Source organism: Legionella cardiaca (genome assembly GCF_029026145.1).
GTDB lineage: Bacteria > Pseudomonadota > Gammaproteobacteria > Legionellales > Legionellaceae > Tatlockia > Tatlockia cardiaca.
The window spans coordinates 1,765,970-1,791,066 of record NZ_CP119078.1 but is presented as its reverse complement, the minus strand read 5'-3'; the positions used below and the strand labels follow the sequence as shown (position 1 = coordinate 1,791,066).

The following is a 25,097-nucleotide window of genomic DNA, read 5'->3' as shown; positions in this document are numbered from 1 at the left end:
AATGAGTTTTTCCAAATTATGCAATCGCGTTTTGTCCATTTGCGGGTACATACTGAATTTTCTATGGTGGATGGTTTAGTGCGTATCAAGCCCCTTATGAAATCCCTTGCCAATAAGGGCATGAACGCAATAGCGATTACTGACTATTGCAATTTGTTTGCAGCCGTAAAATTCTTTAAGTCGGCCTTGGAATCGGGTATTAAACCTATCTTGGGAAGTGATTTACCTTGTCATGATCCAGCCAATCCTGAGCAGGTCACATCGCTTGTACTTTTATGCCAAAACGAAACGGGTTATCGAAATTTAACCTGTTTGGTTTCCAAAGCCTATCAAGAAGGACAGTATCAGGGGCAGCCGAGAATTCAGTATTCCTGGATCAATGAGTATGCAGAAGGGTTGATCGCACTTTCCGGCGGGCGATTTGGAACCATAGGAAAGGCCCTATTGGCAGAGGATGAATCGAATGCTTATGCATTGGCTAAATCATTTATGGAAATTTTTCCTAATCGGTTTTATCTGGAAATACAAAGAACGGGGCGAGAAGATGAGATTGAATACAATGAACGTGTAGTTCGTCTTGCTGAAGAATTAAATTTACCCTTAGTCGCTACAAATGATGTTCGTTTTCTGCAGGAAGAGGATTATGAAGCCCATGAGGCGCGGGTGTGTATCCATGACGGCTATACTTTAGCCGATCCACGACGAAACCAACAATATAGTGCGCAGCAATACCTTCGCTCTGCAGATGAAATGGTTGAGTTGTTCAAGGATTTGCCCCAGGCGCTTGAAAATACCGTTGAAATTTCCAAGCGCTGTACTGTCAAGTTGGACTTAGGTAATAACTATTTACCAAATTTTCCTATTCCAGAAGGATCAACAGTAGAGAATTATTTATCGGAATTATCAAAGCAAGGTTTGGAAGAGCGTTTAAAACAGATTTTTCGCAATCAGCCGCCCGAAGCAATAGAGAATTTACGCCCTCCTTACGATAAAAGATTACAAATTGAGTTAGACGTAATTAATACGATGGGTTTCCCTGGGTACTTTCTAATTGTTGCCGATTTTATTCAATGGGCGAAGCAAAATGGTGTCCCCGTCGGTCCAGGAAGGGGGTCTGGTGCTGGTTCCTTAGTTGCATATGCTTTAAAAATTACCGATTTGGACCCTTTACTATATGAATTACTATTCGAGCGTTTTCTAAATCCTGAGCGGGTTTCCATGCCAGATTTTGATATTGATTTCTGTATGGAGGGACGAGATAGGGTTATTGAATATGTTGCCGAAAAGTATGGGCGTCAAAGCGTCTCCCAGATTATTACCTTTGGTACAATGGCAGCTAAAGCTGTTGTCCGTGATGTAGGAAGAGTTTTAGGACATCCTTATGGTTTTGTGGATAAAATAGCCAAATTAATTCCTTTTGAAATAGGGATGACTTTAAATAAAGCGCTTGAAGACGAAGAGGAGTTAAAGCGACGTTATCAAGATGAAGAAGAGGTAAAAGAGTTAATCGATTTGGCTCTAAAACTTGAAGGGATAACACGCAACGCAGGGAAACATGCCGGAGGTGTGGTGATTGCCCCTTCAAAATTAACTGATTTTACAGCAATTTATTGTGAACAGGGCTCTACACAATTAGTGAGCCAATTTGATAAAGATGATGTTGAGGCTGCAGGCTTGGTAAAGTTTGACTTTCTAGGCTTAAGAACATTGACAATCATTGATTGGGCATTAGCTATTATTAACAAACAACGGATTGCTCAGGGTGAGACGCCTGTCGATATTTCCCTTATACCGACAGATGATAAAAAAAGTTTTGAGTTGTTAATGGCCTGTCAAACCACCGCCGTTTTCCAATTGGAATCTCGTGGTATGAAGGAGCTGATTCATCGATTACAACCAGATTGCTTTGAAGACATCATTGCATTGGTTGCTCTTTTTAGGCCTGGTCCATTACAGTCGGGGATGGTTGATGATTTTATCGATCGAAAACATGGACGTGCCAAAGTTGAATATCCTCATCCAGATTTGGAGCCCATTCTAAAACCCACTTATGGCGTTATTCTTTATCAAGAGCAAGTTATGCAAATTGCTCAGGTCCTTGCGAATTATACCTTAGGAGGCGCAGATTTATTACGCCGCGCAATGGGTAAGAAAAAACCGGAGGAAATGGCAAAGCAACGAGCTATTTTTACTGAAGGCGCTACAGCGCGTGGCGTTGATGAGCACGTTGCCACTCATATTTTTGACTTAATGGAAAAGTTTGCTGGTTATGGCTTTAATAAATCACATTCTGCAGCTTATGCTTTGGTAGCCTATCAAACCGCCTGGTTGAAAGCACATTACCCAGCTGCTTTTATGGCTGCTGTAATGTCTTCTGATATGGATAATACAGAGAAAGTGGTCACCTTTATTGATGAGTGTATGCAAATGCAGATAAAGGTTTTGCCTCCAACAATCAATCATTCTCATTACCAATTTACAGTAGCTGATGATAAAACAATTCTTTATGGGTTAGGAGCTATCAAAGGAGTAGGGGAGTCGGCAATCAATTGCATCGTTGATGAACGCACAAGTGGCGGCCCTTATTCTGGCTTATTTAGTTTTTGTCAAAGAATGGATTTGCGTAAGGTTAACCGGCGCGTTTTAGAGGCTCTAATTAAAAGTGGGGCGATGGATTGTTGGGGAGAGGAGCGTTCTGTACTTTTTGCTTCGCTCGATAAAGCACTAAAGGTTGCTGACAAGGTACATCAAAATCAGACAAGTGGGCAGACCGATTTGTTTTCTATATTGGATGACTCTTCTAATGAAGAGGACTATGTAGAGTGCAGACCTTGGCCAGATATGATTCGCCTGAATAGTGAAAAAGAAACCTTAGGTCTTTATCTTACCGGACATCCTGCCAGTCAATATTCTCAGGAATTTAAGGCTTTTGTTACCTTAATTGCCAGACTTAATCCAGGCATGGCCAAAAAGGCTTGTGTTTGTGGCCTGGTGACTTCTTTACGACGTGTTATGACCAAGCGTGGTAAAAAATTAACAATTATTGGTGTTGAAGATTCTTCTAGTAAATTAGATATCGTCGTTTTCTCAGAGGTTTATGAAGCACAGCAGGCTGATGTTCAAGTGGGGCAAATGCTTGTTGTTGAAGGCGAGATTGCACCTGATGAATATAGTGGCGGGATTAAAATGACAGCGAGCCAGCTTTATAGCATTGATGAAGCTCGAACGCGGTTTGCCAAATGTATCGCTCTCAATTTAACGTCTGCAGATAATGCAAGAATTACTTCCTTGCAATCGATATTAAAAGCTCATCAAGGAGAATGTGTTGTTCAAATTCGCTACATAAGTCCAACGGCAACGGCGAATCTGAATTTAGGAACGCAATGGCGAGTAACCCCTAGCGATAATTTACTGATGGTTCTTAGTGACCTTCTCGGTGAGGATAAAGTCGCATTAAGTTACTAATGATTGGACAGCTCCTTTGATTGCCATTGAAAAATAAAGCCTTCTCCAATGTCAAAATCAATATTCGATAGATTGCGGATAAAACTTGATTTTGTATGCGATTGCCAGTAATTCCAACCGTATCAGGACGGGGATCAATACCAAATTATTGTAGAGATGCTGAGGAATGAGTGAGAGAATATTTTTATATGGGGAGAATCCAATACTAGTAAGGTTGGGTAGTCCAAAAAATTGTGATGGAGTAGGGAAATAGGGTAAGGCTGAAAGTTGGAATTGGTTTAAGTAATTAGACAGGCTAGAAGATAAAAGAGTTACTTTGTTAATTATAGTTTATGAGTTTTTTTTCTAGCTAATGAGTAGGAGTCATTGCAACGCCTTTTGTGAACACTTGGCGAGCACAAAAACTTTTATCATGATAAGTAACTATATGGTACTCCAAATCAAAATTGACACAGAAGGTACAATAAGTATTGTATTAGACTTATAGGCTTACCTAACTTGTCTATCCAGAGTAATTACGCTTTTGGTTATTTTGCTTATATAAAATTCATAATTTTTAGATCCTCTTCCTTAATTTGCTCTGGCAAATTTTTAGGTTGGCTAAATAAACTTAAATTATGAAAAGCTTTCCCTGTACTTAATGCGAATCCTAGCAGTAAATTTTGTTCCGTCTGAGGTTGATCAATGAGTGGTAATGCTTGTCTTTGATAATATTTAATCCTAACATGTGTAATAAATGCATCAATTGCATGTACAATCGCCGTTCCCATTACTAGTAATAATCCAAGAGGTGTGTAAGGCGGAATTAGACCTTCTATTGATATTTCATATAATCTTCTATAAGAAGACGCTCTACCGTCACCAAAATTTCCAAAATGACCATAACCACGCTTAATTTGCGTTAATTTTTGGGTGTTCTGCCTAAATAAGCGTCGAACAGCCAGAGCAGATGCATTATCAGAAGTATTAAATACCCTATGTGCATCCTCTAAAATGATTTCGATAGGGGGTATCTCTTTGATATTAAATGGCTCTTTAGCTAATTCATTAACAATTTGTTTATAAGCAAGAAGATTTTTATCGTATTCTTCTAAAATTTCAGAGCTTTCAATTTCCTTTTGTTCTAATTTCCTAAGAATGCACTTAATTTTTTCCTTAATATCTTGAAGTTCCTCACACATCAATAAAACTTTTGAAGCGTTGTTCATCTCTAATGCTCATTATTGTCTAAAAAAGTAGTAGCCTAACAAACATTGTATATTAGGTCAATGTTTGATCAGTTGATATTGTCATGACACTGATAGATTAAAAATGGCTCTTGAAACAGTAATCCGGTAAGCGAGCTAGTTTGATACATTTTCGTGGAGAGACCATACTTGTCTAATACAAATTACACAGAAGAGAAATTAATATTTTAAAAGCTGAAATATCAATGCAACGATATTATTCTTCATGAAAGGCATTGCGGAAACTCTCTGTGAGAGGGGTTATTAAGTAATCAAACGCGGTTCTTTTTTCAGTAATGATCATGACTTGCACTGGCATTCCAGGATAGAGATGAATATGAGGGTAGTTGGCTAATTCCTGGCTATTTAAAGAAATACGAGCTTTATAAAACTCTTTCTTTGTGACCTGATCTTCAAAAATATCAGCAGAAATATTGGTAACTGTACCCTCAAGAGTTGGTGTATTTCTTTGTTTATATGCGGTTAAATGAATTTTGGCTATTAATCCTGGTTTAACGATATTGATATCTATCGGGTTAATTTCAGCTTCTATGATTAATTTATCGCCAGAAGGAATGATATCGAGAATATCCTGACCTGGAGTTATTACGCCGCCAATGGTATGTTTTTTTAAGCCAATGACAGTACCGGCTTGCGGGGCAAGAATGAGGGTTCTTTTTAAAATGTCTTCAGCAGATTTTAACTTTTCGAGTAAATCGGCTAATTTCTGTTGCGTTTCTCGTAACTCTTGTAATAATTCTTTGCGTCGAGTTTCTGTGAGAGTATAGATTTGTGATTTAGTTTCTCCAATGGATTGATGTGCTTTGGCAATTTGTCCAAGGTGTTCACCACGATTACCATTAAGCCTTGCGGCTTCTCGTTTTAAAGCTAATAAGCGTGGGCGATCAACCAATTTACGTGCCTCTAGATAAGCCACGGCAGTAATCTCCTCATTGATTAATTTTAGCTGTTCAGTTTCAGAATCTACTTGCGCTTTAATACTGGTTATTTCCTGATTGAGCTCGTCAATACGTTGTTGTAATACCTGATTTTGACCTTCGTAGCTATTAACATTGGCTATAAACAAATTCTCTTGACCTGTAATGATCTTTTTTGCTTTGGGATCGTTGGCCATTTTAAGTAATTCATTTGGGAAAACTACTTCAGATTTATTGTTTAATTCTGCAAAAATACGTGCTTCTGCTGCCAAACTTTCCCAAACCTGACCTTGGAGTAATTGCAAGGAAGCTTTGGCTTGTGTGTCATCCAGCTTTATAAGAGGAGTATTTTTTTGAACCACAGAACCTTCAGAAATATATATTTTATCGATAATTCCCCCTTCCATGTGTTGAATAGTCTTGTGTTCATACTCAACGATAAATTTTCCTTCCGCGACGGCTGCAGAGTCTAAGGGAAATAGTATGGACCAGAGAAAAAATCCGCCTATAAAAAGAAATAAAATTCCAAAGCCGATTAGAACAGGCGTTCTTATTATCGGTTTTTCTGACGTGCCTGGTAATTGATTGACAGACTTATCCATTGCCTATCCCTTCTTGCTTTTTGGGATTAGTAATCACATTAAGCTCTCTTAATTTGCTTAAAATTTTATCTCTTGGACCTGCAAATTGAATTTTTCCTTCGTTAAGAACAATAATGGTATCGACAAAGTGAATGATGCTGGGACGATGGGCAATAATAAGAGTAGTAATTCCTTTCGCTTTCAAATTTTCGAGTGCTTTACTCAGTGCAACTTCACCTTCGCTATCAAGATTAGAGTTAGGTTCGTCAAGTACTATTAATTGAGGATCATTATAGAGTGCTCTGGCTAAAGCAATACGTTGGCGTTGTCCGCCAGATAAATTAAAGCTTTCGCGTAAGACCATTGTATTATAGCCATGCGGAAGACGAAGAATCATGTCATGACATCCGGCAAGCTGGGCTGCTTTAATAACGGCGGCATCATCTGCTTCACCCAGGCGAGCAATGTTATCTTTTACTGTCCCGGCGAATAACTCGATGTCTTGGGGCAAATACCCAACATGCCTGCCAAAGTCATCACGCTCCCATTGATAAACATCGGCGCTGTCTAGTCTGACTGCTCCTGAATTAGGCTTTAAAATTCCAACAATTAGGCGTGCTAAGGTCGATTTTCCCGCAGCAGAGGCACCAATAAGAGCTACCATTTCTCCCTGTTTAATTCGATAGTTAAGACTAGAAATGATGAATTTTTGGGAGTTAGGGGGAGCATAATAAAGATTTTCGATTGAAACATTTCCTTTTGGTTGTGGTAACTTAAGGCCTGATACTCTTCCTGAAACAAACATAAGATGAGGGTCAATACGTTTTTTTGCTTGCTTGAAATTTTGAAATTGTTTCCAGGCTCCTATAGCTTGCTCAACAGGAGCGAGTGCGCGAGACATTAGAAGAGAACCAGCAATCATCATACCGGAAGTAATTTTATTGGTAAGAACAAGGTAGGCACCTACTCCAAGGATAATAACTTGTAAGCTAAGACGGAAAAATTTACTTAATGATAAGATATTGCCTGATACTTGACTGGATTTGGTTTGGAATAAAAGGACTTTTTCATTATTTGAAAACCAATTATTGACTAGAGAATTAGTCATTCCCATAGCTTGAATGACTTCAGCATTGCGTAAAGTTGCTGTTGTTTCAATATTATTACTGATGGCTATATCATTTGCTTTTTCTAGTACTTTTTGAGTAGAAAACTCATTTAGTAAGGCAAATGCAAAAAGGGCAATGGCGCCGATTATCGAAATAATGCCAAGAAGCGGGTGTATCAAAAAAATAACAAGGATATAAATTGGGATCCATGGTGCATCAAAAAAAGTTAAAATAGCGCTCCCACCCAAAAATTGACGCAGCGTTCCGATATCACGTAAAACCTGCTCGGAATAGCGGTTGCCTTGTAACAGTTGATCTGGGCTCATCGCTAAGGCTACTGGACTTATTTTTCTATCAAACCATGTACTGATATGAATCAGAATATGTGTGCGCACGGTATCTAAAAGGCTAAGAACTAATAACGCGAGAATGGCTATTATTGTTAAATAAATGAGTGTTTCATAACTGTGACTGGCTAAAACACGATCAAAAATCTGCATCATATAGAGAGGAACAGTCAGCATCAGGACATTGATGAAAAGACTAAAAAAGGCAACATAGAGGTATGCACTTTTACTTGCCTGGAATGCCTCTTGCAGCAGCCCTTGGTTTTTTTTCTGCGTCATTAAAAATTAATCAAAAACAACATGTAATTAACTATAGTTCAAGGATTAATAATCTTCACAGCAAATGATCAATTTTCTGTAATTCTCTAAAGAGACCACTTTGAATTACGTTAAGCGATATCAGATTTAATTATGTGACCAATTCTAATAAGCGTATTCTCAACACTGTCAAAAAAATATCAAAGGTTCGTTTTTCCTCTTTTTTTGCTGACGGTCATAGGCTAACATGTCATAAATGCTGCTAACGGATTGTAATAATGACTTTTTTTTCACGAATGGTTGCGGGACTATTAATCGGCTTGCTTTTTAGCAATATGAGCATGGCCGCTCGCAGTGATGATTATTATAGAAATTTTTGGATGCCCAAATACCATGGTGAACGTTTAAATTATTGCATGTTTGATGGCAGAGAATGCGGGTTGGCAGTAGCAACCCGTTATTGCAGACTTATGGGATATGAGCGTGCAGATCAACAGATTATTGACAATAATGTGGGTTTAACCCATTTCTTATTTTGCAAAGCAAAATGTAAAGGTTGGCGTTGTAATGGATTTAAAACCATTCGTTGTGTATCTAACATGGCTCATAAACCTCCTCGAGCTTATCATTATCGCCTAAGACGCTTTGTGTATCCTCGTTTTAACAATTATCGTGTTGATTGGTGCTATGACGGCCGTCAGGGTTGTGGACGTAGAGCCGCTTTTTCCTTTTGCCGTCGCCTGGGCTATATCGATGTTCGTAGATTTGCCATTCAAAAGCACATTGCCGCCACCGAGGCTATAGGTAATCAAAAATTGTGCTTTGGGATGTTATGTAATGCTTTTAGCTACATCGATTGTTATCGCTAAGGACTAGCTTTTAATGATTTATGACACTAGTAAAAAAGATCGTCATTTATTTGACAGGGTATCAATTGATAACCAATACTCAATTGTAGGTACGGTGGATGTAGGGATAGAGCTATGAGTTCTAAAAAAACTCTTTTCGTTATTGATGATAACGATGAACGTTCTCATAAGCTCAGTACCATTTTAAATTTTGTGGGCGAAACCTGCGTTCTGGCTAATACGACTAATTGGCGAACTTTTTCTTATAAAAATGCACAATTAATTTTAATTGGTGCGCAAGAATCTGAAGAAGAAACACTTGAGTTTCTTACTGATTTCCGCGCATTAGTACCTCAATTGCCGATTATTCTTATAGATTCTTCTGAGACGCATTATCCAGTAAATAATGTTTTAGCGAATCTTTGTTTCCCTTTTACTTATGCCCAAATGTTGGAAGCACTTCACAAATGTCAAATTGCAAATGAAACGGCACTTGCTGAGATAAATAGTAAAAAACGCACACCGCTGTTTCGTAGTTTGGTGGGAAATAGTGAGTCTATACGACAGGTGCGTAAATTGATTGCTCAAGTAGCAGATACAGAGGCGAGTGTGCTTATTCTTGGTGAATCAGGAACGGGTAAGGAAGTAGTCGCTCGTAATATACATGCTTTTTCGTCACGACATAATAAGCCTTTTATCCCAATCAATTGTGGTGCTATTCCAGCGGAATTACTTGAGAGTGAGTTGTTTGGGCATGAGAAGGGGGCGTTTACCGGAGCTATTACTTCTCGCCAGGGTCGATTTGAATTGGCAAATGGCGGAACTCTATTTCTTGATGAAATCGGTGACATGCCTTTAGCAATGCAAGTTAAATTGCTACGAGTATTACAAGAGCGATGCTTTGAGCGAGTAGGAAGTAATAAAAGTATTGATGTGAATGTCAGAATTATTGCTGCGACTCACCGTAATCTTGAAGAAGCCATCAGTGAAGGCAAATTTCGTGAAGACTTATTTTATCGTTTAAACGTTTTTCCTATTGATATGCCTCCATTGCGGGCAAGACGCGAGGATTTACCTTTATTGCTTAATGAACTTGTTTCGCGTATTGAGGGTGAAAACAGACCTGGAGTGCGATTGATGCCTACTGCACTTGAGGCATTGAGCCGTTATAATTGGCCTGGAAATGTAAGAGAGTTAGCGAATCTTGTCGAACGTCTATCAATATTATTCCCTAACGGTATCATTGGCTTCGATGATTTACCAAGGCGATTTAGGAAAGATAGCAAATTAAATCAAGGCGTTTTGAATAATGAAAGAGAAACGCTATTAGAAATGTTGAGTCCTGACTCTGCGATTGGGGATGGTATTGATCTTAAAGAGCATCTGGTAAAGACGGAACTTGCACTTATTAGCCAGGCTTTAAATGAATCCGATTGGGTAGTGGCACATGCAGCTAATTATCTAAACATGCGCCGCACTACTTTAGTTGAAAAAATGCGCAAATATGGCCTCACGCGACCTGCACGCGCTTAGTTTTATATAAAAGAGGTGGATTATTCAGGTTTTCCTGGTTCTTTTGTTTCAGCACCCTCTACTTGAGGTTTGACTGGTTTGCTTTTTTTAGCAGTGGCAACTGTCGCAACCTCTTCCTCACCAGTTTTGCTTTTAGTTGCTACAATCACTTCCTCTTCTTTTTTAGCAGTTTTCGCTTGAGAACTGACTACCTCTTCTTTTTCAGCCTGTTCACGCTTTTTCTTATAATCATCAATAATTTCTGAAACACTTTGCTTAACGTCTTTAAAGAGCTTAGTTGCTATTGATGTAATTTCCTTAAAATCAGGAAGCTTAGATTTAAAGTCGTTCATGCTTTTACTCCATATTAAATTCTTTAGTCTTAAATTTAAGACACCCTACTATTAGTATATCTCGACTTTAGTCTTTTTAGTAAATAATCAATTAGGTAGTGTATAAGTGATTATTGTAGCCCACTTATCCATAATTAGGTTGAGAAGGGCTGTATAGACTTTGACAATCGCCATGAATATGCTGCAACTCTTTTGATAAGCCCCTTTGCATACCATTTTGTACCGTTTTTACACCAAAAAAGGTCAGTGCGCTGCCGCCAATAGCCGTTAGTGTAAGCGCGCTGGCCTGCAAGATAGTGAGACCCAATGTTATGCCAGCAATACTTCCACCAAAAGTAGCACATAATCCAGCGATGCTTGCAACAATAAGAGCTAGTCCTCCGATAGTAAGCAAGACTCCTCCAATTTTTTTACCTAACGATGGGGAGCCTGAAGCATGTTCTGCAAGCAAATTCAAGTGAGTAATAACTTCACTATCAGGGACTTCCCGTGTAATTTTATTAAAATCACGCACCGCATGAATATAAAAATGATAATCGACAGGTTCATTTTTTTGCTGCTTTTCTTTAATCTCTGTTTCAATTAAAGCAACAGCATTGGCGATATGAACTTGTAGTGGATTTTCTCTCTTTAAGTATGGCTTAAGCCATGAAAGTTGTGCTTCAAAAATTTTAGATTCGTAGTCTATTAATTGTTCGTTAGTTAAATCCTGTAAATAAGAGGAGGTCGGTTTAATTTCCTGGTAATAGATATTTGCTGTTTTTCCTGTTGCCATATGATCAGGTAAATCACCATTTTCAGGAATATGTGTTTCATTGAGAAGGTCAACAAGTATATTGTTAAAATCCTCATCGATTCCCTCATTTGCTACTCTGTGGTGCATTTCCCAAAGGAAGCCGCAGAAGCGAAGATAATTGATATGAGAAGTTGTTTGGGTGAGGTAGGTTTGAATATAGGGATAAGACACCTGGGTCAGTGGATATAATGTTGCGGGCACTGGTAATGTAAACAACTCATTAAATTTCTCTTGGAGATTTAAAAGACAGAAGCGAACTTGAGGGCTAACGCCAGCTGGATGATAAAAATCATAATTTTTAAAATTTGCTACAAGCTTTTGCTGCAGATGGGTTGTTAACTGACTTGGATTATTATTAAGTGTTTGCAAAAATTGCTGCCCTTTCTGGATATGCTTGTCAATCCATTCAATACGCTTTCGGCATTTTTCGATTACGTCTTCAGCTCGTTGGATTTGATTAATGTGGTCTTGTATTTCTCTTTCCAAACCACTTTGCTGTGAAAGTAATGTACTTAACTCGCCTCTCATTTGGATTAAATTCAGAGTTGCAACCGTATCGACCACACCATCAATAATGCCATGTGAGTGGCCATGGTGGTTATGTCCATGGTGGTGGTGCTGATGGCGAGAAAGTTCAATTTCTGCAAGATTAATTCTTAAACGAAGACTGCTTATATTTGAATTGAGGACTTGTAATTGGCTGTTTAGGGGTATTAATACTTTTTTTGTTTCGCCGATAAAATGAGAGCTTGATTGAATTTGGCTTTTGAGATTAGGTAGTTCGTCATTCCATGAGTTAAGGTTTGCCTGATTATAAATCACATTATTCACTTGGCGCATGATGTCTTACCTATACTGCTTAATGTGGCGCCATTGTAGTGAATGTTTGATCAATTATCAATATAGTAGGTTTTTTTTTTTATTTATTGTGTAATTGTTGTTCTCTTTATAGGGGGTAATCAATGTTATCCCCACAAAGATACTACTTATTAAAGCACATAAGGTATGATTTTATAGGGAACTAAATTGCAATAAGTTTCCCAGTAGATGCCGTATTTCTTAGAACATCTCTCATCATCCCGAAACGCGCGATCCAAGAGTAAAATAGATAAAAAGCAGACATAAAAATAAGGCGAGAAATGGTTGAATAATGCTGGAACAGACCAGAAAAAGGCAGCTGCAATTTCAGGAAGATAGTGGAAATGACGCGAGATTCCCCACCAACCAGAGCTTAACAGAATATTTTGCTTTGGTTCGCCAGAGTCAGTGTGATAGTTTGCCAGGGTAAGACGAGGTTTTTTCCCCCAGATTTTGCAGTTTCCTGAGGTAGCTCGAACTAATTGTCTTTGTCTGTCTGCCAGATAATTAATGGCAATACTTACCGTACCGGCAATAAAAATAGTGATGGCAAGCCAAGTACTCAATTGATGCGGATGTAGAACCAAATACATTGTGGGGGAAGTATAGATACAAGGTACCCACACAAGACAACCCCAGCAAATATAAAAACCCGCTCTATCATGCATAATATCCAGAGAACCCAAATATCCTGTCTCCCAGATAAAAAATTTGGTTATATAGATAAATTGTAAGGCCACAGCAACTAGCATGGCATTGCTTATACCCAATAAGGCATGTTGTTTAGCTGCATAAGAAAGTAAAATTAATCCCCAACTCATCATGCCTAATCGGCAATTTATAAACATTTTGAGGTTGACTTGCCAAAAAGTGGGGTAAAGCTCAGTTCCCCAGTAATAATCAAAAATAAAATTTTGTGTAATGCCTGAATCTGTGGAGGAGGGGTAAAAACGTCCCTTTATGTAAAATAGAACACATAGAATCAAGCTAAAACAATTTAAAGCGCCGAGAATGGCACCAAAATTGTCATAAATAATTGTTGCTGGAAATAGATGCAAATAGAAGCTACAAAGGCAAAATATAAGAATTGTAAGCAGAAAAGCGCTTATTCCGTTCGCTTTATAGACTGGCACATTGCCTTTAGCGGTTATTGGCCCATAGAAGGTTTTTCCTTTTAATATTTTTACCAGGAAAAATTCAAAGACTATAAAAGTAAAAATGATTATCCAGGCTGTCTTTGAACCGAAAAAGACAGGTTGCCAGATAACATAGAGCGTGTGAAAGAAACCTTCCTGGCTCATTAATTGCCAAAGCATACTCAGAGAACCATCCAAAGCGGTATTCGTATACCACATTAAAATGGCAAAAGGTGGGCAACATACAATTAAAAAAAGTGGTCCCAGCGTATTTCGAATGGATTTCATTCTGATCCTTGAATGATAAATATGCTCATAGGGAAAAATTAGCTACGCTCAGAATGGCAGTTTTCCTACCTATAAATGCATTAATAGCTAATATGATTAACGAGAGAGATAGTATCCTTTCATTCAATTCAAATCAACCTCACAAGTCAGGAGATCCCTCGCTACGCTCGGGATGACGGGAGATTGCTAAGTATGGCGTGTTGTGACTCGAGTGACATGGTATGGCTCGAGTCGCGTGATAGCGTCTGCAATCAATATTTCTCATTGGGTTCAAGTACTGAAACCTCCTCACGTCATCCCGAGCGAAGCGAAGGATCTCCTCCCAGTGGCACAGTCTTTAAAGTAGTGATAGATTCCTTGGTGGAAGATTATTAATAATTCACTCTAATCAAAATTAATGCAAAATTATCTATTTAGGCCTACATTTAAGTGAGAAAGTTGGATAAAAATCACCATTGTTTTATTAAAAATGAAATTTGACCAAAGGATATAGGTAATAGAAGTCTAATCCATGACTAGATGATTAGGGATACTTAGGATGCAAAATCATTTTTTTTATAAATTGGGAAAACTTATTTATCCATTGCGCTGGTTTATTATCGTATTTTGGATACTTATTATTATTGCCTCGCTTCCGTTTCTTCCGCATATTATAAGTCCATTTAAGACGACTGGTTTCGTTGATGAAAATTCAAAAAGTGCTAAAGCTGAAGAATACTTAAGTCAGAAGTTAAAATACAATAATGCGAATAAATTTCTCATTATTTATAAAAGTCCTACGCTTTTAGCTACAAATCCTTCATTCTCCAAGAAAATAAAACAATCACTAGAAGAATTAAAAGATTTTCCAATTGAGCATGAAATTCTTTTACCCGCTAATAATAAAAAACAAATTTCAAAAGATAAGCATACGGCTTATGTCGTTGTTATTGTTAAAAGTAGTGAACCTCTCACGGATAGTCTTTTAAAAAAGTTTGAAAATGCAATAAAGAAACCAACCAATATGACTGTGGAACTTGGAGGTCAATCCATTTTTGTAAAAGGAGTTAATAAGCAAACGCAAAAAGATCTTTATCACGCCGATTTTGTTGCGACGCCAGTAGCAATCATCACTTTAATTCTCGTTTTTGGCTCTCTGGTTGCAGCTTTATTGCCAATTATTTTAGGGGGAGGAGGGGCATTAATTATTTTAACCATGCTCTATTTTTTAGGACATGTGTATACACTGTCAATTTTTACATTAAATATTGCTTTACTGTTAGGGCTTTGTCTGTGCCTCGATTATTCCTTATTTATCATAAGTCGTTTTCGTGATGAATTACATAATGGCGTGACAGTCGAGGAGGCCATAGCTATTACGGTGGAAACGGCGGGAAAAGCCGTCTTTTTTAGCGGCCTAGCTGTTCTTGTCAGTCTTAGCGCGTTATTTTTATTTCCTATTAATATATTATTTTCCATGGCAATGGGAGGCGGGATTGCGGTGTTGGTGGCTGTTTTAACCGCGATCGTTTTGTTACCTGCTGTTCTTGCCACACTTAAATATCGAATAAACGCATTACCAATAAAATTTACGCGAAAAAATAAAAAAAATCGTTTTCATTTTTGGCATTGGCTTGCAGTAAAAATTGTGAAACGTCCATTGTTATTTTTCTTTCCTATTCTTATTTTTCTATTAATGCTCGGGTACCCATTTTTATGGGCAAAATTTGGGGTATCCGATTATAAAATTCTACCCAAAGATACAGAGGGTAGGCAGTTTTTCGATACTTTTTCTAAAAAATTTAATATTCAAACCTTAACACCAGTTCTTCTTGTAGTACAAACGCCTCATAGTTATATCTTATCGAGAAATAATATTTCTCATTTGTATAATTTGTCACAAAGACTGAAAGAAAACCCTGCCGTTGACCAAATTAATAGCGTTGTAACGGTGGATTCAGATTTAAATAAAAAACAATATTATGCGCTATATAGTTCGCGCAAAAATTTTGATAGTAACCTTAAGCAATTTTTAGAAACAACCACCAGCTATTCCTTTACCGTAATGAGTGTGGTGAGCAAATATCGAATTAATTCACCAGAAACAAAAGAATTGATTACGAGCTTACGTAATATCAAAGCAGCCTCAGGAATGAATATTCAATTAACTGGTACGCCGGTTATTAATACTGAAGTATTGGAAAGTATTGCGCGAATTCTTCCTTTTGCCATTCTATGGATTATTGTTTTTACTTATCTGATACTACTAATTTTACTCCGCTCGTTATTCCTGCCAATTAAAGCAATTATCATGAATTTATTGAGTCTTTGCGCTTGCTATGGGGCATTGGTTTTAGTATTCCAGGAAGGGTATTTATCGGAATTTCTCAATTTTGAACCGCAGGGAATGCTGGATATTAGCTTGTTAGTCATCATTTTTTGTGCTTTATTTGGATTTTCGATGGATTATGAAGTCTTTTTATTGACCAGAATAAAAGAATGTCATGAGACAAATGGTAATAACAACGATAGTATTATTTTTGGTATCGAAAAAAGCAGCCGTATTATCACAAGTGCAGCGCTTATTGTTATTTTTATTTGTGGTTCATTTTTGGTCGCAGATGTGCTTATGGTAAAAGCCTTCGGACTAGGAATAGCCGTGGCTATTTTTGTTGATGCATTCTTAATTCGTACCTTGCTAGTCCCTTCAACAATGGCTCTTCTAAAAAAATGGAATTGGTATTTGCCTAAATGGTTAGATAAATTGATCCCGCAATTATAATTAATCATGTAATTGTGTTAGGTTATAAAAAAGGGATTAACATAAAGATTGAGATGGAAAGCTCACAAACCTTACACGAGTTGTTTGAATTACAGGTCGAAAAGAGACCTAAAAGTACTGCTGCTGTTTTTGAAGAGCATTCGCTCAGCTATGAACAATTAAATCAAAAAGCGAATCAATTAGCGCATTATTTACGAGAAATGGGTGTTAAGGCTGACACGCGAGTAGCTTTGTGTATGGAGCGCTCTATTGAGCTTTTAATTGTTATTATGGGCATTTTAAAAGCAGGAGGAGCCTATATTCCCTTAGATCCATCCCATCCAGAAGAGCGCTTACTGCTTATTTTAAAAGAAGGTGACACCCAGTTTCTTATTACCACGCTTGAGTTCCAAAAAAAATTTACTCGCTATCCAGGTAAAACATTATTGTTTGATAATGAGCCGGCACTATTAAAACAGAAAGTAGATAACCCTTCTTCAGTAGTAACACCACGAAACTTGGCATATGTTATTTACACATCAGGATCGACTGGTGTACCTAAAGGAGTATTGGTCGAACATCGAGGTGTAGTTGACTATGCATTGTGGTTTGCTGATTATTGTAATTGTCGACCTCGGGAACGTATCGACTTTTCTTCTAATCATGCTTTTGATTTTGCTTTGACTACCTCTATAGTGCCCTTAGCATTAGGTTTGACCCTTGTTATTGGTGCGGACAGGGTGAAAAAAGATCCAAGGCAATATTTAAAATATTTAAAAGCTAACAAAGTTAATTTTATAAAACTAACGCCGAGTTACTTCAGGGTATTTTTATATGAGGTAAAAAATAAACCCACTATTCTTCCTCACTTACAAAAAATTATGCTGGCGGGAGAAAATTTATCAGCAAGTGATTGTACATCCTGGTTAATGCTCTACCCCAAACATATCTTATTTAATGAGTACGGTCCTACTGAAACCAGTGTTGCAGTTACCCTCTATAAAATAGACAGTAAAAATATTCATAACATAGGAGCAAATGTTCCTATTGGAGAACTAGCCCCACATGTTCAATCTTATCTTCTCAACGAGAATCGAATACCCGTAGCTGAGGGGGAAATTGGTGAGTTATATCTCGGTGGGAGTTGTCTCGCCAGAGGGTATTTGAATAATCCAAAATTAACCGAGCAATCGTTTATTAACGATCCGTTTAGTGAAGACGTCGATGCCAGATTGTATAAAACTGGTGATTTATGCCGTCGATTGCCTACAGGAGAATTGGAATGCATAGGCAGAATTGATCATCAAATAAAAATAAGGGGATTTAGGGTTGAACCTGCTGAAATTGAGAATTGTTTAACAAAACATCCTGCAATAAAGGCTGGAGTGATAGTTGCTTTTGATGTCCCGCAAAAGGAAAAAAATCTAGTTGCCTATTATATTCTTAAAAACCCCAAGGGGGTTATCGAGAATAATGAGCTTCGCCAATATATGCAGCGATATTTGCCTAACTATATGATCCCGACCGCTTTTGTCAGAATGGATGCTTTCCCTCTTAATGCCAATGAGAAACTGGATCGCTCAGCCCTGCCGCTACCTCAATTTACTGCCAGTCAATCTTATTTGCCGCCACGAACAATCCTGGAAAAAAAGATTGCAGAGCTTTGGTCTAAAGAGTTGGTTAAAACGCCAATAGGGCTCCATGATGATTTTTTTGAGTTAGGAGGGCATTCATTATCTGCTGCAAGAGTTATTTCAACTATCAATTATCGGTTGGGAAAGGAAGTCACATTAAATGATTTTTATAAAAATCCAACGATTGCTCACCTGGCTGCTTTAGTGAAAAATGCGAAGAAAACGGTTAAAAAGCATAAAGCTACTAACGAGGTGTTTAACAAGCAGGCGAAGCTTCCATTAAGTGATTTTCAGCTCTTGCTATGGCTGGCTGATACGTTTGAACCAAAAGCAAAAAAATTAAATATCTGGGCAAGAAAGCGACTGGAAGGACATCTTGATGCAGCAACGCTAACCGCTGCTTTGCAGGCTGTTTTGCAAAAGCATGAAGTATTATCTTATCGCGTGGGTAAATTTCGTCCTATACAATATCTACAAAAAAAGGCTGCCTGCGAAATTTTTGAAAAAAGTCTTGAAGCTTTATCGCAAGAGGAAAAAGAAATTGCTTTACAAAACTCTATTCAAGACTTAATAACATACCACGCGTGGCCAAAAAACAGAGCCAATCTAATCATTCGTGTATTTTATCTAAGCAAAAGTGAGACAGAATTACAGCTATGTGTACCGCATATTATTTCGGATGAGGTTTCACCTGAAATAATTTTGTCTGATTTATCCAAATCTTATGTAACTGCAAAAGAAGTAAAGAGCAAAATAAAAGAAAGGACGAGTTACAGAGATTATTTATTGGCAGAGCAATATCATGTTCAGGAATATTTAAATCGCGATATGGCTTTCTGGGAAAATTATCTCAAAGATGCTTCTTTATTTAGTTTTTCGCCAGAATACATTGTAGAAAATACGAAACAATTTGCTTATTCAACCTATACAGAAATACCGAAAGAAACGTTAAATCAGTTTCAATCATTTTGTGCTAAGAACCATATCAGCATACTTGATGGCTTATGTGCAGCCCTTATAAGGGCATTGTCTAATTGTGGACAGAATTCTCAACAAAATAACTCACCTATTTGCATTAATCGTGTGAAATCAACGCGCGAATTGACAGAATACGATAACATTGTAGGTTGTTTTCTTAGATTGGAGCCTATTAAGGTAATGCCGAATCAACAGACTACGTTGGCATTACTGTCTCAACAAGTTCATGAGTCTTTAGTAAAAACATCCCTCTATCAGGGGTGTTCAAATTTAGTAAAACTTGCGAATATAGGTACGTTTCGTCAGCAAAAAAGGGTTCGAGAATATTTCATTAAATTTTTTGTTTGGTTATATACAACCCTATATCCTGCATCCAAGTTAAATCCGCAAATTCTTAATCTCTGTGGACGCCTTAACGCGTCTAAAGGGAATAATTTTCTTATTAATGTTAATGTTCAAAGTAGTTTTTTGGACAATTTTAATCAAGGAAATGAGGCTGAGTTCTTTGGATTTAAAGTAAAGAATATAAAAAATTATCAATACGATTTATTAAAAATAAATAATTTATTTGATGCTTGTTTTCTGAATTTAGAACAAAATACCCCGGCTCTAGTTATCTCTGCCAATCTGAAGCCTGCTTTTCGTGAACTCATTGCCAATGAAGTTATTAGAATTATTGGTGGCGAAAAATAAACGAAATTTTTTATTTGTAGTGACTGAGTTTTCTGGTAAAGTTTCTTAGAATTTTTTTTTTATATAAGGATCAAGGATGATAAGAATAATTGTGGCTGCTATGTTTGCATGTTGTTTCAACTTCTCTGTATTTGCTGCCAGTTGCCCGAATGCATTGCCTACCAATGATGCGAACTTTTGTCCTTCATTTAAAACAGCTGCGATTTGTTACTGCACCGCCTCAGGTTTGCCAAGTGGCGTATGTCAGGACATGAATGTGCTCTATACGCGACTAATAGCTTATTTTGGGTCAATACAGAAAGCTTGTGAATATCAACACTATACAAGTACACAAGATTGTATCGATAATTGGAATTGTTATCTTTATGGCGGGGTAGACTCGCGTGGTAGACTTTGCAGCTCTACAAAGAGAGCATGTCAATAATTAACTCTGAAGTAACTTGTATCTTGATTATCAGCTAGTCAAGATACAAAAATGGATGTTATCGTGAAAATTAAAAATTTAGCATTATATATCTTACCATTATTCGTTTCCTCACTAAGTAGTTATGCGGGTTCACAAGGAAGTATTGCCTCTTCACATTCTTTTTATCTTGGGGTTTTAGGTGGTTACGGTTCCACAACCTGGGAAGGACTAGTGCCATTGAGAGAAAATCAAAATGCGGCACTTAGTATGTCCACTCCTATTGATGTTCACGAAGGAGGAGGGGTATGGGGCGTTTTTACCGGCTATGAATTTATCCCGCAATTGGCTATTGAATTAAACTATATGCGTTACCCGGATGCGGATGTACACTTTGATCCCCTAAGTCTATTTAGCTTTTTAAATGACAATTTAACAACATTTAAGACAAAAACTGAAACAGTAGATTTAAAGGCAAAAGTTATGCTGCCTATCTCTAATACAAATTTTAGACTTTATTCGAGTGTAGGTGCTGCCGGTGTTCATCGTGAAGATATTCTCGTCAATGATTGGCATTTAAGTCCTGCTTTTGGAGCTGGTTTAAATTATCGCTTTAATACTCATTTCATGGGTGAACTGGGAGGAAATTATACGGCTGGTTATGGCGAGGCTCAGCTAAATCCAACTGATGCTTACTTCCCATTTCTCTACTCTGTAGTTTTACGTCTGGCTTATCGTTTTTAACGTTGTTTCTCTAAGAATAGTTTAGATAGGTAACATTTTAGTACGAAGACGGGGAGGGGCTGAGCTCATAATTGCTCCAAATAATAATGCTAAAAATAGAATCAAAGAAAAATAAAAAATAAGTTTCGCTATATAAGTTAAGGTGGAAGGATCTTTTCTATAGCTAAACATCCCTGCAAAAGTGCTTACTGCTAAAAAAATAAGAGCGGAACTCCACATAGTCTGTCCTTAGACTAGAATAGTAAGCATTCATATTAGATGCATTATTTACTTTTTACTATAGGTTGAAATAATTCGCTGTAAATTGCAGCAAATTATTTGCTAAAAGTTATGGATTATTATGATATAAGGCAATTAATTCTTTACTCGAGGTGCATCCCAGTAACTCCATGGTTTTAGCGATATTACCTTCCACAGTCCTAAATGAAATATTCATTTCTCGAGCAATATTCTTTGAACTCTTTCCCTGGGCCAATAACTTTAGACAGCTTGCTTGTTGTTCTGATAAATGAATTGGAACATAGCGATCTCTATGAAGAAGAGTTAAGTCTTTTTTATCTAATGTCAGCTTGACAGCAACAGATTTAATTTCATTGGTTTCAAAAGCTTCTTTCGTTATGTGCAATAAATGTTGCTCAAGCTCATTATCATCACTATCAATAGTTAAACTGGCAACTTGTTCATAGAAGTTATCTCGCTCTTGGTGAAGGTTATCAAGAAACTGCTTAAGATCGCTGACGGGTAGGAGAGGAGTGGGGTGGCGAGCAGTCCGCTCAAGCTGTACTGATGTGCTGACATCAATAAATACCACAAATTCTTCTAACAGAAGTTCGCGATTTTTTTCGCTGCAAACTATACTGCCATCGGTGGCCACAACAATATTTTCTTGTTGTAATTGTGATGACAAAATGGTGGATTCGCAATCATAAAAAAACTGATGACCTTCGCTGCCCAATAGATCACGCAAATTGCGTCCAGCTCTAAATTCCAGACCGAAATCTGCATCGATAAATTCCCAGCCAAGTTTTTCTGCTAATTTTTTTGCTACTAAGGCTTTACCAGCTCCCGGCTGACCGACAATAAAAATTCGTTTGCAAGGGTTCATTTTAAGACTCCTAAGTAAGTTAAGTTATACCAGGCTTCTTGATTTCTTATTATAAGCCAGTAGTTCATTTATTGTACAATTTCTGTCAGGCGATACAATACGTAAAACTACGCGATAGGAGGAGTAAATTTAAAACTCTAATAGGAAATTTACATGGTGGAATTTGCTATCTTGTGTATACTGATGAACAAAATGGACTTTAAAAAGATAGTATGTATATACCGAAAGAGTCTCAAGTAACGATTAGTCGCGATCTAGGATTAAAGGTTATTGCATTTAAAAAAATATATTGGGCACTTTATGTTGCACAAAAAAATGATTCCCGACTTAAAAAAAATTTTTTGGAAGATAAAGAAAATCTCAATCTGGTAGAGCTATTGTCTGAGATAGAAAAGCACTATAAAGAAAAATCAAATAGTCGTACGCGCAAAGCCTGGGATTTGGCCGAAATATTTTACGATAATTGTTTTACTGAAAATTTTGATTTATTTGTAGAAATTTATAACTATGCTTGGGAAAGAACTCGATTTAAATTATTCTCGCCCTTGATGAAACCTCTTGTATTTTCCAGAAAAAATTTTGCAGAAGAGAAGGATAGGAATTGGCAAGGTATGGTTGCAGCAATTAGTTATGAACTCGATGCTGGAGTGCATCTCAATAAACATGATATTCAGTTTTTTATCGACCACAAAATATCCAGTGAGTTTAAAAAGAGTATTTAATTTTACAGGGTTCACTTTTATATATAGTAAACCCTGATTATTTAATAGCTACGGAGTTTGAATTTTATTTTTAATATAAACGCCAGCTGGTTTTAAATTACTATCAATCCAGGATCCACTGGAACAAGTATTTGTTTTCCATATTGCACCTGAGCGAAAATCATCAGAATAATTCCAGTTAGTCCATCCTATTTTTCGCGATGCCATTAGTTGCATATAGCGATCAGACATAGCAAAATCATTTGCTCCATCTCCACTATAAGTTTGAGTGCCAAATTCTGTTACAAAAATGGGCAAAATTCGAGAAGCATTGTCCAACGCATTTAAATATTCATCGCGATGCGAAGCTGCATAAAAATGAAAAGTATACATAATGTTAGGAAAGCGCACAGGATTATTGACTATTTCCTGATAGGTCGCACCTTCAGAAACACCTAATGAACTCCATGCACGGGTACCTACAAGAATGGGAGCTTTAGGATCAATGGCTCTTATTACTGGAATAATTTGCTCTGAATAACTTTTGATGGTTGCCCAGTTTACACCATTAGGTTCATTGGCAATCTCATAGAGGATATTATTTTTATTTTTGTGAACCGTTGCTATATCGCTAAAGAATTTTTTAGCGCGAGTTAAATTATAATTGGGATCGCCAGGATTTAAGATGTGCCAATCGACAATAACATAAATTCCGCGATTAAAGGCTTCATCAATTAAGGTGCTCACTTCGTTGGTAAATCTGCTGGGATCAGTCTCATATCCTCCTTCCTGTACATACAAGGAGAGTCTTATCACACTAGCCTTAAAATTATTGCGTAGGGCATCTAAAGAGCCTGAAGTGACGCAGATACCCTGTCCATACCACTGCAAACCATGAGTACTCATTCCTTTTAGTTGAATAGCATCTCCATGCTCGTTACAAAGTTGAGTACCGCAAACTGTTAACTGACCATTTATTGCGACGGGAGTACCGGCATTTCCAGTTAGTGTAATTGTTACTATTGCATTTTCAGTAACTGTTAAAGGTTGTGGTGAAAAGTGAATGGTATATCCAGGTACAGATGGGGCAGAAAGCGTATAAATAACGCCCTCTGTTAAAGAAACAGTACTCGAGCCAGCACCATTGCTTAAATTAACGGTTTGTGAGATGGTGGCTGAGTTATCATTAGGGGTTAAAGTAATGGGCAGTGAGGATAGTGTTGATGGTGCCCCATTTATATTTAACGTGACTGTATCCTGATTAACTTGAACACAGTTATACGTTAAATTGACAGTAGGTGTGTTGGTTCCATTTGCTACAGCTGTTGAAGGTGTAAAGGTTGGAGCGCAATTGTAACCGTTGTAATTAATTAATGCTGTTGAAAAATTGTAACTACTTCCTTCTTTTAATTGTGAAACAACGGTGGTGGTATTCCAGGTTAATTGTTGCGATATCGCGTTTCCAGTTTGAACTTGTGTTAATAAAACAGAAGGACTTGCAGTGTAACCAGTTAATTCATTTGGCAGATTTTGTAAATGAATGGCAATTTTCCCAATTTGCTGTACTAAGGTGTAACTGACGGTTGAGTTAACAACGCTGTTGGCTGCGAGAGTAAAGCTGGCTGGAGTTGCGCTGCCTTGATAACTATTTCCATTGCTGTCAGAAATACTTTCTGGCGCTAAACTGTAATTTCCTGCTGCCAGGTCCGTTAGGGTTATGGTGTTGGCCCAGGGAAGTTGAATATCATTGACAATTTGTCCGTTCATCGTTAAGTGAACCAAGGCATAATTCTGGCTAACATTGTTGGGCTTGGCTGAGGAATTATTTAAAATCAAACTCCCGGTTTGTACAGGCGTTCCCGTGTAAACATTGGTGCTCCCTTCCAAATGCTGATCAGAACTGACGCCATATTTAATTTGAATACTGTTACCATTTGGTAGCTTGCTATTCGCACCAGGATAAGACGGAAAATGCAAATTCAATGTGGCTAGATAGTTTCCATCGGTTTGTATTTGCGAACTGATATTTAAGACATTATCGGGATAGGGCAGGGGAGCAAAGTCTCCCCAAAATGAAGTGTTAATCGCTGTTTTATTTTTAAAAGTAACAGTAGCATTTTGAAAATCGACTGATTGGCCGCAGTTATTTGTTAATTTTAAGATTATGGATTTCCAATATTCATCACCAGATGCGATAAATTGCGAAGAAATGCATGTCGTGGGTTGCGCCACATTGGCTGCCTGCAAAGAATGTATAAAGACACTTTGAGTTAAAATAAGTAAGGGTACGAAACTAGATAGAGGATATTTCATAATTTATTGCTTCCTTTCAATAAATGAGTAACCAGTTAGAAAATATAATTTTTAGCAAACTGAAAATTTAT

General features: G+C 37.4%; 16 protein-coding genes. 8 read left to right on the top strand and 8 right to left on the bottom strand.

Annotated elements, in window-relative coordinates; genetic code table 11:
• Positions 1–18: 18 nt before the first annotated feature.
• Entirely contained in the window at positions 19–3,465 is a 3,447-nt protein-coding gene (dnaE, locus tag PXX05_RS07650; RefSeq protein ID WP_275087637.1) for a DNA polymerase III subunit alpha, read from the top strand.
• A gap of 536 nt (positions 3,466–4,001) precedes the next feature.
• Here the strand turns inward: dnaE and PXX05_RS07645 are convergent.
• The 3 genes from PXX05_RS07645 to PXX05_RS07635 form a co-directional block, all read right to left on the bottom strand.
• Positions 4,002–4,673, bottom strand: coding sequence for a hypothetical protein (locus tag PXX05_RS07645; protein ID WP_275087636.1), 672 nt, complete (start codon positions 4,671–4,673; stop codon positions 4,002–4,004).
• Positions 4,674–4,908: 235 nt separating this feature from the next.
• Positions 4,909–6,231 carry an HlyD family type I secretion periplasmic adaptor subunit gene (locus PXX05_RS07640; protein WP_275087635.1) on the bottom strand — a complete coding sequence of 441 codons (1,323 nt, stop codon included), beginning with the start codon at positions 6,229–6,231 and terminating at the stop codon, positions 4,909–4,911.
• Entirely contained in the window at positions 6,224–7,945 is a 1,722-nt protein-coding gene (locus tag PXX05_RS07635; protein ID WP_275087634.1) for a type I secretion system permease/ATPase, read from the bottom strand. Before PXX05_RS07635 ends, PXX05_RS07640 begins: the two co-directional genes overlap by 8 nt.
• A 257-nt stretch (positions 7,946–8,202) precedes the next feature.
• Here PXX05_RS07635 and PXX05_RS07630 point away from each other — a divergent pair, with 257 nt between their 5' ends.
• Both PXX05_RS07630 and PXX05_RS07625 read left to right on the top strand, forming a co-directional pair.
• On the top strand, positions 8,203–8,793 hold the full coding sequence (locus PXX05_RS07630; RefSeq protein WP_275087633.1) for a hypothetical protein: 591 nt from the start codon (positions 8,203–8,205) through the stop codon (positions 8,791–8,793).
• Between the two features lie 114 nt (positions 8,794–8,907).
• Positions 8,908–10,305 carry a sigma-54 dependent transcriptional regulator gene (locus PXX05_RS07625; RefSeq protein ID WP_275087632.1) on the top strand — a complete coding sequence of 466 codons (1,398 nt, stop codon included), beginning with the start codon at positions 8,908–8,910 and terminating at the stop codon, positions 10,303–10,305.
• Positions 10,306–10,325: 20 nt separating this feature from the next.
• Here PXX05_RS07625 and PXX05_RS07620 read toward each other — a convergent pair whose 3' ends face one another.
• The 3 genes from PXX05_RS07620 to PXX05_RS07610 all read right to left on the bottom strand — a co-directional run bounded on the left by PXX05_RS07620 (position 10,326) and on the right by PXX05_RS07610 (position 13,715).
• Entirely contained in the window at positions 10,326–10,637 is a 312-nt protein-coding gene (locus PXX05_RS07620; protein ID WP_275087631.1) for a hypothetical protein, read from the bottom strand.
• A gap of 124 nt (positions 10,638–10,761) precedes the next feature.
• Entirely contained in the window at positions 10,762–12,273 is a 1,512-nt protein-coding gene (locus PXX05_RS07615) for a hypothetical protein (RefSeq protein WP_275087630.1), read from the bottom strand.
• 149 nt (positions 12,274–12,422) lie between these two features.
• Positions 12,423–13,715 carry a phosphatidylethanolamine N-methyltransferase family domain-containing protein gene (locus PXX05_RS07610; RefSeq protein WP_275087629.1) on the bottom strand — a complete coding sequence of 431 codons (1,293 nt, stop codon included), beginning with the start codon at positions 13,713–13,715 and terminating at the stop codon, positions 12,423–12,425.
• 538 nt (positions 13,716–14,253) lie between these two features.
• Here PXX05_RS07610 and PXX05_RS07605 point away from each other — a divergent pair.
• From PXX05_RS07605 to PXX05_RS07590, 4 genes are all read left to right on the top strand, one after another.
• Positions 14,254–16,476 (top strand): MMPL family transporter, encoded by a 2,223-nt coding sequence (locus PXX05_RS07605; RefSeq protein ID WP_275087628.1) that lies wholly within the window; start codon positions 14,254–14,256, stop codon positions 16,474–16,476.
• A gap of 53 nt (positions 16,477–16,529) precedes the next feature.
• On the top strand, positions 16,530–19,760 hold the full coding sequence (locus PXX05_RS07600) for a non-ribosomal peptide synthetase (RefSeq protein WP_275087627.1): 3,231 nt from the start codon (positions 16,530–16,532) through the stop codon (positions 19,758–19,760).
• Positions 19,761–19,836: 76 nt separating this feature from the next.
• A complete protein-coding gene (locus tag PXX05_RS07595; RefSeq protein ID WP_275087626.1) occupies positions 19,837–20,184 on the top strand; it encodes a hypothetical protein in 348 nt (115 codons plus the stop codon).
• A 63-nt stretch (positions 20,185–20,247) separates the two neighbouring features.
• Entirely contained in the window at positions 20,248–20,907 is a 660-nt protein-coding gene (locus tag PXX05_RS07590) for an outer membrane beta-barrel protein (protein ID WP_275087625.1), read from the top strand.
• A 328-nt stretch (positions 20,908–21,235) separates the two neighbouring features.
• On the opposite strand, the gene PXX05_RS07585 is transcribed toward PXX05_RS07590, so the two are convergent.
• Entirely contained in the window at positions 21,236–22,012 is a 777-nt protein-coding gene (locus tag PXX05_RS07585) for a shikimate kinase (RefSeq protein WP_275087624.1), read from the bottom strand.
• 212 nt (positions 22,013–22,224) lie between these two features.
• Here PXX05_RS07585 and PXX05_RS07580 point away from each other — a divergent pair, with 212 nt between their 5' ends.
• On the top strand, positions 22,225–22,734 hold the full coding sequence (locus tag PXX05_RS07580) for a hypothetical protein (protein ID WP_275087623.1): 510 nt from the start codon (positions 22,225–22,227) through the stop codon (positions 22,732–22,734).
• 48 nt (positions 22,735–22,782) lie between these two features.
• Here PXX05_RS07580 and PXX05_RS07575 read toward each other — a convergent pair whose 3' ends face one another.
• The gene (locus tag PXX05_RS07575) at positions 22,783–25,026 is read right to left on the bottom strand and encodes a cellulase family glycosylhydrolase (RefSeq protein WP_275087622.1); all 2,244 of its coding nucleotides are present in this window, start codon (positions 25,024–25,026) and stop codon (positions 22,783–22,785) included.
• Positions 25,027–25,097: the final 71 nt, after the last annotated feature.